This window comes from Acidiphilium sp. (assembly GCF_049977125.1).
In the GTDB taxonomy this organism is placed as follows: Bacteria; Pseudomonadota; Alphaproteobacteria; order Acetobacterales; family Acetobacteraceae; genus Acidiphilium.
The window spans coordinates 6,502-16,824 of sequence record NZ_JBMFGY010000071.1 but is presented as its reverse complement, the minus strand read 5'-3'; the positions used below and the strand labels follow the sequence as shown (position 1 = coordinate 16,824).

General features: G+C 59.7%; 9 protein-coding genes and 1 tRNA gene. 5 read left to right on the top strand and 5 right to left on the bottom strand.

Annotation, left to right across the window (positions count from 1 at the left end):
- Window positions 1-153: 153 nt before the first annotated feature.
- Window positions 154-396 carry a hypothetical protein gene (locus ACP5E6_RS11615; protein ID WP_427954401.1) on the bottom strand — a complete coding sequence of 81 codons (243 nt, stop codon included), beginning with the start codon at window positions 394-396 and terminating at the stop codon, window positions 154-156.
- Between the two features lie 214 nt (window positions 397-610).
- On the opposite strand from ACP5E6_RS11615, the gene ACP5E6_RS11610 reads away from it, so the two are divergent.
- The 4 genes from ACP5E6_RS11610 (at window position 611) to ACP5E6_RS11595 (ending at window position 4,524) form a co-directional block, all read left to right on the top strand.
- Window positions 611-685 (top strand) — tRNA-Thr (locus ACP5E6_RS11610).
- A gap of 480 nt (window positions 686-1,165) precedes the next feature.
- Window positions 1,166-2,836, top strand: a complete 1,671-nt coding sequence (locus tag ACP5E6_RS11605) for a pyrroloquinoline quinone-dependent dehydrogenase (protein ID WP_427954400.1) — start codon at window positions 1,166-1,168, stop codon at window positions 2,834-2,836.
- 35 nt (window positions 2,837-2,871) lie between these two features.
- Window positions 2,872-4,065 carry a c-type cytochrome gene (locus ACP5E6_RS11600; protein WP_427954399.1) on the top strand — a complete coding sequence of 398 codons (1,194 nt, stop codon included), beginning with the start codon at window positions 2,872-2,874 and terminating at the stop codon, window positions 4,063-4,065.
- Window positions 4,066-4,128: 63 nt separating this feature from the next.
- On the top strand, window positions 4,129-4,524 hold the full coding sequence (locus ACP5E6_RS11595; RefSeq protein WP_427954398.1) for an energy transducer TonB family protein: 396 nt from the start codon (window positions 4,129-4,131) through the stop codon (window positions 4,522-4,524).
- A 72-nt stretch (window positions 4,525-4,596) separates the two neighbouring features.
- Here the strand turns inward: ACP5E6_RS11595 and ACP5E6_RS11590 are convergent, their stop codons facing one another.
- The 4 genes from ACP5E6_RS11590 to ACP5E6_RS11575 are packed head-to-tail and all read right to left on the bottom strand — an operon-like array spanning window position 4,597 to window position 9,331.
- Window positions 4,597-6,267: an NADPH-dependent assimilatory sulfite reductase hemoprotein subunit gene (locus tag ACP5E6_RS11590; RefSeq protein ID WP_427954397.1), complete on the bottom strand. Its 1,671-nt coding sequence runs from the start codon at window positions 6,265-6,267 to the stop codon at window positions 4,597-4,599.
- Between the two features lie 49 nt (window positions 6,268-6,316).
- Entirely contained in the window at window positions 6,317-6,994 is a 678-nt protein-coding gene (locus tag ACP5E6_RS11585) for a phosphoadenylyl-sulfate reductase (RefSeq protein ID WP_427954396.1), read from the bottom strand.
- Window positions 6,994-8,727 (bottom strand): diflavin oxidoreductase, encoded by a 1,734-nt coding sequence (locus tag ACP5E6_RS11580; protein WP_427954395.1) that lies wholly within the window; start codon window positions 8,725-8,727, stop codon window positions 6,994-6,996. Before ACP5E6_RS11580 ends, ACP5E6_RS11585 begins: the two co-directional genes overlap by 1 nt.
- A 4-nt stretch (window positions 8,728-8,731) precedes the next feature.
- A complete protein-coding gene (locus ACP5E6_RS11575) occupies window positions 8,732-9,331 on the bottom strand; it encodes a precorrin-2 dehydrogenase/sirohydrochlorin ferrochelatase family protein (protein ID WP_427954394.1) in 600 nt (199 codons plus the stop codon).
- Window positions 9,332-9,478: 147 nt separating this feature from the next.
- Here ACP5E6_RS11575 and ACP5E6_RS11570 point away from each other — a divergent pair, with 147 nt between their 5' ends.
- A complete protein-coding gene (locus ACP5E6_RS11570; RefSeq protein WP_427954393.1) occupies window positions 9,479-9,958 on the top strand; it encodes an Lrp/AsnC family transcriptional regulator in 480 nt (159 codons plus the stop codon).
- The last annotated feature ends 365 nt before the right edge of the window (window positions 9,959-10,323 follow it).

Genomic DNA, 10,323 nt, shown 5'->3' with positions numbered 1-10,323 from the left:
ATTTCATACGATTATGTTGTCGCTGCCGCGTCAACTTAATCGCATATCGCTCTAGAGCGTTATGCTTTCAGCGTAACGCTCTAGTTTTATGTTTTTCGAGCGATTTCATACGATTATGTTGCCGCTGCCGCGTCAACTTAATCGCATATCGCTCTAGCGGCGAAAATGCCGCACGGTGACCGACCCGAACCGGCCGCCATGCCGCGCCATTTTGAAGCGGAAATACAGATACCCAGCGAGACCGATCACCATCAGGATTGGAACCGTGAACACCGCCAGCCAGAATACCAGGGCTGCGACGCCGAGCAGGATGGTGAACGCCACCACCCGCGCCAGAATCACCCCGAACGACGGACCCCGTGCCGGCGACCCGGCAAAGCCGCCTGACGGCGTCATATCGATAATCGGTCCATCCCTGCGTTCCATGCCACAAGCTTGGTCCCGAACCCGGCGTTCGACAAGTCAAATTCCACCGTCCAGGATGAAGACTTGGCAATTCTCCCGCCACCGTGGTGATCGCCCGATCCTGGCCTGATGCCACGCTTGCGCCGCGTCACCCCTTTGGATATACCCGCGCGGCGGACGGGCCTTTCAGGGCTCACGAAGCGCCGCTGTCATAGCTCAGGGGTAGAGCACCTCATTGGTAATGAGGAGGTCGAGGGTTCAATTCCCTCTGACAGCACCAGTTTCCGTCAATAAATCATCAAGTCGGATCATATCGGTTCGTGCCGGAAAGTCGGAGCGGACGACACGGGGCGACCTTCTTGACCGACATCAGTGGCAAATCACGTCGGCACAAGAGAGTACCGGTCGCGACACGGCGTTGATCAGGGTTGTTCAGCCACACCGATCAGCGCAGCAGTCTCTGAGCACCACCTGGCACAATGCACCCTGATGTTGTCGCCGCACCTCGTCGCCCGCCTCGTCATGACCGCCCGATCAGAAGATACCGCGCACGGCGATTTCCCCGCAAACCAGGACGCCACGCCGCCTTCGCCACATCGCTTCATTCGGCTTCAACGTTGGTTGCGCGGCCGATCAGAATAAGCTTGAATTAAATAAGAATTATGGTAGCGTTATCATCATGGCGGTCTGGAGGTAATGTCCGGATCTGACATTGAGTGAAAATAATCAAACAATAACCTTGGTTAGGGAAACATCCACGATGAAAAATCTTCTTCTGAAGAAGCCTAAATCTGCCATGATGGCGAGCGTCGCGGCAGTCGCTCTGATGATCGGATCTGGAGGAGTTGCGCGCGCCGGAGCGATGGCAAGTGCGGTTACTCCATCCGCACAGGATTATGTCACGACCCAGAGCGATAATTCGAACTGGATATTGGGCGCCAAAAATTATGACAACACGAGGTATGTTGACCTCTCCGAAATTACGCCCGCCAATGTCGAACAACTCAAACCGGTCTGGACGTTCAAGGTATCCGATAACGGTCCGATCGAGGCGGCGCCAATCATCTGGCATGGCGTTGCTTATATTACCTCCGCTCATGACCATGTTTATGCTATTGATGTGAAGACCGGTAAGCTGAAGTGGGAATTTTCGGATAATCCTCATGTAATTTCGTTCGCCGCCAATCGGGGTGTCGCCTTGGTTGATGGCAATGTCTATCTCGCGACGCTTGATGGCCGCCTGATTGCCCTGAATGCAGAAACCGGGAAAACTGTGTTCGACGTGGTTGACGTCAAAGACACGACGAATTCATTTTTTACAATGGCACCGCTACCTTATAAAAATCCAAAAACAGGAAAAATGGAACTTTTACTTGGGGTATCCGACGGTGACTGGGGCGGGATCGGTAATGTCGCCGCGTTCAGCCCAAAGGATGGCCGGAAACTCTGGCAATGGAATGCCATTCCCGCACCGGGACAGCCCGGCCATAAAACATGGAGTGGTGATAGCTGGAAGCGTGGTGGCGGCGCGGTGTGGACAATGATGGCACTCGATCCGAAAACCGGCATGCTTTACGGCAATGCGGGCAATCCGCAGCCCGACTTCAATGGCCCTGCGCGTAAGGGCAGTAATCTCTACACTGATTCACTGGTCGCTTTGAAAATTTCCGGCGCCAAGCCCCGTCTGGTCTGGTATCACCAGTTCATTGCGCATGACACGCATGATTGGGACCCGGTGATGCCGCCCATCCTGTTCAAGGGCAAGGTCGATGGCAAAGTGCTGCCGTTGGTGGCTGATGGCGACAAGGCCGGTAATTTCTGGTTGCTGAACTCGCAAACAGGCGCCCTGGTCAACCACCTTGCCGTTAGTATGCAATATCATCAAAATACCGAACCAAGCCTGAAGGGTAATGTCGCCTGCCCCAACACCAATGGCGGGGTTGAATACAATGGCGGCAGCTACGATCCTCAGACCAACATGATCTATCTGCCGAGCAGCAACGAATGCGGCTTCTGGCGGGCGACCAAAAACGTGGTCTATATTGGGGGCCAGTTCTATCTGGGCGGGGCGTTCCCTAAATTTGTCGGTCCAAACACCGGGCAGATGAATGCGATTAATGTCGATACCGGCGTTTTCGCCTGGCGTACCGCGGAAAAACTGCCGATGGCCGGCGGCGCACTGTCAACCTCGACCGGATTGGTATTCACCGGCAAGGAAAACGGCGATTTCGTCGCGTTCAATGCTACTGACGGCAAGCAGCTCTGGAGCTATGACACGGGCTCGCCGATCATTGCACCGCCGGTCGCCTTCAACCAGAGTGGCACCGAGTATGTTGCGGTCGCATCGGGGCCGGCCGGCAATCAGGAACTGCCGAACATGCCAAAAGACAATAAAGGCACGATGTTGACGATGTTTGCATTGTCGAAATGAGACGATCGGCGCTGGGTTGTGTTATTGGTGCGGCGATGGCGTTGGCCATCGTTGCACCTCCGGCATTCGCCGCCAATCGCCCCCTGTCCGATCATGCCAGGGCGCAGGCGGCGCTTGCCGATATCAAGGCCGCGATCGCCACGATCATGGCGGCTGAAAACGCTACTGCGAGCGGACCTTCCGGCTATGTCGCCTCCGCCCAACGCGCGATTAACGCTCTGGTCGGCATGGAATCGCGCCAGTTCGATCCGCATGAGGCTAATCCGGGCGATGCGGCCGGCGCAATCGGCCAGGTGAACCATCTGCTCGATCGCACCGCCAATCCGCCCTTCGTTCCCGCACTCCACGGCGTGTTGATCAATGTGCAGGCGGCGGTGGGGGATTTGCAGGATGCCCGGCGCGCCAAGGGGCTGAGCGCATTCCAAATTGCGGCCTCGCGTGCGTTGCAGGTGCTCGAAATCGCCGAAGGCCGGACGTCTCAATATGATGTTTTTGGCGGGATGGAGGGGGCGATCGCCAATACTGAACTCGGCGTGCCGGAAGGTGCGTCGATGGAAAACGGCTGCAAGATGCCCCGTGCAGCCGGCTACGGGCTCGTTCATGGCTGGTTGATCTGGCATGCGTCGGCGGATCGCAACAAATCGATCGCTGTCGAGGGGAGTGCGCGGGCTCGCCAGGAAGGGTCGATGTTGGTGCTGTATAGTCACGCGGCCGCCATGACGCGGCAGCTTTGCGCCCGTCATGCGGCGGGATCGTCATCAAATGGCGAGGTCCAACCGACCAGGATCGGACTGAGGCCAGCGCCGGTTCGGCTGATCGATGTCGCCGCCACGTCGGGGGGTGGCGTCTCGTACACAATGGCCCAGGCCAAGGCGGGCAAGACGATTTATACGGAAAACTGCGCCAGTTGCCACGGTGTTGATTTGCAGGGAGTCGCGGCACCCGCCATTGCGGGGACTGATTTTCTGACCACTGCTGCAAAAAATGGCTATACGATCTCTATTCTTAGAACCATCGTGACCCAGAATATGCCGTTCAACAACCCGGCCTCACTTGACCCGACACAATATGCGGCGGTGATGGCGTATCTGCTGGCCTCGAATTGCTATCCTTCCGGCAAAACAGCGTTCCCCGCACATGGGACGGCGGGCTTCGGTGCCGAAACACTTTCGATCAGATCCCACCCGGATGGCAAGCCAAGCGCACGGGGGGTTTGTCCCGTCGGTTGATGCGTTGCCAAGAACAGGCGCACTTCGTTATCATGAGTTGTTCCTGTTCTTGGAGTCGCGCCGATGAAACTGTTGCCGCTTCTGCTGGTCGCGTTACCTGTTCTGGCTTTCCCCGGTATCGCCGGCGCCGGGCAGCCTCATTTCATTCCCCCCAGTTCTTTTCCACCGCTAAAGGCGGCCTCGATCGCGGCGATGGACGCAACGGAGGCAAAAATGCTCAAGCAGCCGGGCGTCGCGCGCGTCGGGTTCTACGAGTTCATGGTGGACGACAAGGGCCAACTCACCAAAATCGGGATCGCCCGTTCGTCAGGCGACGTGACCGATGATGATGAGGCGATTGCCGCGATCGAAAGCACCAGCTTCGATCCGACAATCAAGGGACAGCAGATCTATCGGCTCCTGCCCATCCGTTTTACAGCCAAGGAGACTTTCTATATCCCCCCGACCGGCAGCCATTAGGGCGTTATGCTTGTTCGCGCGATTTCATGCAATTATGGTGCCGCTGCCGCGTCAACCTAATCGCCTATCGCTCTAAGGATTGCCTGCAATCCTGGCCCGATGGACGTAGTCGCCAAATGCCTCGCCGATAGCACGATGTTTTGCATAGGCTGCGAATAGCGGCGCGAGTGCGTCCAGAATTTCAGCCTCGTCGGCATTTTCACGATAGAGCGAATTCAGTCGCGATCCGTCGGCCGCCCCGCCAATATGAAGATTGTACCGCCCCGGATTACGCCCGATCAAGCCGATCTCGGCGACGTAGGGTCGGGCGCAGCCGTTCGGGCAGCCCGTCATGCGCAAGCTGATCGTCTGCCTCGACAAGGCGTGTACGCTCAACAATTCATCGATCCGCGTGATCAGTGACGGCAAATAACGTTCGCTTTCGGCCAGAGCGAGTCCGCAAGTCGGCAGCGCGACACAGGCGAGAGCTCCAGCGCGCAGCGGCGAAACCGCCTGACTGATCCCATGACTGGCCAGAATGCCCTCGATCGCCGCCCGCTCGGCATCATTGGCCCGGCCGATTATGAGGTTCTGGTTCGGCGTCATGATGATCGACCCGCGATCGATATAACCAGCCTGGCCTGCAATCGTGGCGAGCGCCGATTTCAGCCGGACCGCGCCGCGATCAGCAATGCGGCCGGCTTCGACGAACAGGCCGAGATGATGCAGCCCCTCATCATCGGTCTGCCAGCCAAGGCAGTCTCCATTGCCGCTGAACGCAAACGGACGCGCCGGCTCCAGCGGCACCGCAAGACGCCGGGTGATCTCGTTCTTGAACCAATCCAACCCCCGCGTATCGATCGTATATTTCAACCGCGCGCGCTTGCGATTGGTGCGGTCGCCAAAATCGCGCTGGATGGTCAGCACCGCCTCCGCGACCGCGATGAATTGATCGGCCGGGCAATAGCCGATTACATCGCCGACGCGTGGATACGTTTCCGGCTCGCCATGCGTCGCCCCCATGCCGCCGCCGGCCACCACGTCGTACCCGATCACCGACCCGTTCTGCACAATGGCGATGAACGACAGATCATGCGCGAACACATCGACATCGTTCGACGGGGGAACCGCCACGGTCATCTTGAATTTGCGCGGCAGATAGGTTGCACCGTAAATCGGCTCAGCCTCGGGTTCGCCGCCGAGAACCCGTTGATCGCCAATGAAAATCTCGCGCCACGCGCCGGTGCGCGGCAGGAAATGCGCCGACAACCGCCTTGCCGCCTCCGCTGCCTCGGCATGGGCGCGTGACAGATACGGATTGGCCGCCGCCATCACATTGCGATTGACATCGCCGCACGCCGCAATCGTGTCGAGCAGCGCCGCGTCCATCGCCTGAAGCGCGGCCCGAACATTGCTTTTGATGATGCCATGGAATTGGATCGTCTGGCGCGTGGTCAGGCGGATCGTGCCGTTGGCGCGCTCGCTCGCCAGACGGTCCAACGCGAGATATTGGCGCGGCGTCAGCACGCCCGCCGGCACACGCAGCCGCGCCATGAACATATAGGCCCGGTCCAGCTTGCGCTTTGCCCGTTCGGGCCGCAGATCCCGGTCGTCCTGCACATACATGCCATGGAACTTGACCAGTTGATTGCCATCCTCGCTCAGGCCGCCCTCGGCCTGGACGCCCAGCTCCGCCGCCAGCGTGCCCCGGAGAAAATCACTCCGCGCCTTGATGTCCTCGTTGCGCGAAAGCGTATCAATCATTGCTTGTCCTTTCAGGGCCGGTCACGGGGCGTGGCACCGCCCTTCCCGCTCACGCCGCGATGCCGGGGCGGGCGAGAAAGATGCCACATTCGGTTTTGGTGGTGCCGGTCCAGCGTCCGGCACGGGGGTTTTCACCGGGTTGGATGCGGCTTGTGCACGTATGGCAGCCGATCGAGGCGAAGCCATCGGCCTGGAGAGGATGGCGGGGCAGACGGCGTGATGTGAAATAGGCCTCGATATCGGCGGCGGTCCAGTCATGCAGCGGGTTGATGATGGAACGGCCATCGGGACCGGTTTCGATGGCCTCGATGGTGGCGCGCGTGATGCTCTGGTTGCGTTTGCGGCCGGAGATCCAGGCGTCGAACCCGTTGAGGGCGGTGTCGAGCGGCATGGTTTTGCGGAGCGTGCAGCAGAGGTCGGGGTCGCGCGCGAACAGGGTGGCGTCGCGATCGAAACGGGCGAGATGGGCGGGATCGGGGCGGATCGTGCGAACATCCGACAGGCGCAGCCGGGCGATCAGTGCATTGCGATACGCGATGGTGTCGGGGAAAAGCCTCCCGGTATCAAGAAAAATGACCGGCAGACCAGGATCGATCCGGGCGATCATGTCGAGCAGCACGGCGGAGTCGGTGCCGAACGAGGAAACCAGGGCGATTCTGCCGCGATTTGCATAAATTGCGTCACGCAGGTGATCGAGGGCGTTGGTCGCGGCGATGGTGTCGAGCATCAATAAACGTCCCTTTTATAGCGTCCGGCGGCGATCAACGCATCGCGTTCGGCTTGACCGCGGGCGAGGTCCTCACCGCCCAGGATGCGGGCGATCGTCGCGTCCACGTCGCGCGCCATCGATTTCGCGTCGCCGCAGAGATAGAGCGTGGCGCCCTCGTCGAGTTTGGCGCGCAACGCCGCTCGCTGTTCCCAAAGCACATGCTGGACATAGCGTTTTTCGGGTTGATCGCGCGAGAAGGCGAGATCGATCCGGTCGAGCACGCCGGATTTCAGCCAACGCAGAATTTCAACTTGGTAAAGAAAATCATGCAAAAATCGACGATGACCGAAAATCAGCCAGTTTGCGCCCGGTGCCGCGGTGGCTTCACGCTCCTGCAGGAAAGCACGGTAGGGCGCGATACCGGTGCCCGCACCGATCATCACGATAGGAGTGTCTTGATCCACGGGCAGGCGAAAGTGCGGGTTGGCCTTGATGTGGATCGGGACGGGGTCACCAACGCGGCGTCGCTCGGCGATCATGCCCGAAGCGACGCCGATCCGGTGGCGCTCGGCGCTGTGGTAAGCGACTTTGGCAATCGTGAGATGTGCGGCCTCTCCCACGACTTTCTGCGAGGAGGCAATCGAGTAGTAACGTGGCGACAATTTGCGTAGCAGCCCGATGAGTTGCGGCGCGGCAAGTTCGTTGCGGAACGTCTCGAACAAATCGACCGGCTGACGACCAGGCCGAAACGCAGAGCGCGCCGCCAGATCAGCCAGGCGGGACTCGCCGGTGAGGGCGGCATAGTCGGCGATGAGTTTATCGGTGAGGCTTGTGATATCATGCTCACGGATCAGCGTCCCACGTAATGACTCATCGCCGGAAAGCCCGGTCGCGGCGAGAATGGCATCGACCAGGGCGGGGTCATTGTCAGGTGTGATTCCGAGCGTGTCACCGGGTTGATAGGTGATGCCTGAACCGGTGAGGTTGAGTTCAAGATGCAGGGTTTCACTGTCCGCGCGCGATGAGGAAATCGGATGCAGCACCGCGATTTCGGCGGCAAACGGCGCGGATCGTGTCGTGACCCCACCATCGGTCCGGTGGAAATCGACATGAACGACAGAGCCTTCGTCCCCAGGCGGTGCGAGCTTGGTCAGCAAGGCGCCGATAAAGCTGGCGGCCGGCGCTTCGTAATCGAGGTCACACTCCTGTCGTGGCGCCACCCGTCTGGCACCGAGGGTTTCGAGTCTCGCATCGATCTGACGACCCGTTTCGCAGAACTGCGGATAGGACCGATCACCGAGCGCAAGGACGGCGAAACCGACACCCTCCAATCGCGGCGCTGTGTCAGCCAGGAGCGCGCGCATGAACGGCGCGGCACGCTGAGGCGGCTCACCTTCGCCCCAGGTCGAGGTGATGATCAGCAGATTGACGGCATCCCTGAGACTGGCGATATCAATATCCGCCATATCCAGCAGCTTGACCGCAAATCCGCGCTTCTGCGCATCATGCGCCGCCGCTGCGGCCAGCGCCTCGGCATTGCCCGATTCAGTGGCGTACAGAACGGTCAGCCTGATCTTGGGCGGCACGGTCGCGAGCGGCGCCGGTTCGGCCTGGGCGGCGTCGATACCGGCCAGAAATCCAGTCAACCAGGCGCGCTGCGAGACTGAAGCGCGACTGATGACGTGGTCGAGCGCGGCAATGTCCTCGACCGCAAAGGGAGCGGTCCGCGGCAATCTGGCGGTCCTGGTCATGATGTCAGCCTAAAGTTTGACGTTCGGCGAAATCGCACACGCGATCGCACAGCCATTTTCGATCAGCGACGATCGCAGCGATCCGCCGGGCGGCCTCCGGCATGGCGACGCCATCACGCTGCCAACTCGCCCGCAGCGCGCCGATCTCCTCGACCCGATCGCCCCACTCCGGACCGTATCGCAATTCGAGATTGCGCCGGATCATGCTCGCGAGGCCGGGCGCGCGACCGTTTGTCGACACCGTCAGCAGCAGATCACCGCGCCGCACCTCGGCCACCGAGTGAAAATCGCACAGCGGAAGGACATCCTCGACATTGATGAGCAAACGCTGCCCGCGCGCCCGGGTCGCCAGGGCTTCCGCCACATCCCGCGGCAGATCGACAATCCAAATCGCGTGAAGATCGGCAAGATCGGTGGCATCAGGCATGTTGCGGCGCAACGAAGCTCCGGCGATGGCAACGGCTGCGTCATCCGGCGTGTCGGAAAAAAGCAGCGCATTTTCAGCACCGGCAGCGCGTAACGCGCGGAGCCGACGGAGCGCGAGAGGACCATTGCCTGCCACCGCAACACGTACAAAACGAGGGTCGAGCGAAATCGGAATCATGTCATCTCCTGAAAAAAATATAGCGGGAAACTCGAAGATAAAAAATGGCTTTCTTCACGATCACCAAAAAAACGGTTGAATAAGATTGATTTTCTAACGAAAACCACTCAAGCGGAAGACAGATTTCTTTTCCGGAGTTTTCGCGCCATGATAGATCCCCCTGTTGCTCCACCGATCTCACTCGATACGATCGATCGCGCCATTCTTCGTATCATCGCGCGTGACTCGACGACCCAACTTGCGGTCATCGCGAGCCACGTCGGCCTGTCGGCGACACCCTGCTGGAAACGGATCAAGCGCATGGAGGAAGGCGGTATCATCACCGCACGCGTCGCTGTGCTCTCGCCTGAACGACTTGGCTATCCGGTTTCGGTCTTCGCCTCGATCGAGACCGCCGACCACTCGGAAGCCTGGATGACCAAATTCGCTGAAGTCGTTGCGGCACTGCCTGAAATCGTCGGTGCCTGGCGGATGAGCGGGGATGTCGATTATCTGCTCCACATCATGGTGCCGGACATCCCTGCCTATGATGCATTCTATCGCCGACTGATCGCAGCGATTCCGCTACGTAATGTGTCGTCACGCTTCGCGATGGAGCGGATGAAATCCACGCCACCACCGATTTAGAACACGGCCGCCGGCGACCGATGTCCGAGGATCGGCGGACCACGGCGAGACCGTCCACAATATGAGGCGGGCGGCACCGGACCGGCATGCCGGTCGATACGCGAACGGTGGCGAGCAGGAGGGGTTTCAACCGAAGGACATGCTGTAGCCTGAGATTCACCCAGACGAGCGTAATTCTCCGGGAAAGCATCGCGAATCAATCGTTCGGAACGTCGTGTTGTCGTGAATCTCGCCTCCGAACGGGGTCGTTATTGAAATCAGGCGCGCACCATGACATTTCCGACATTACATTTTAAAGATGAAAAACGGCCGGGGTTACCGTGTGGTCGGCGCGCCGGCGCGCTTGAGCGCGTCGAAGCCGCCGC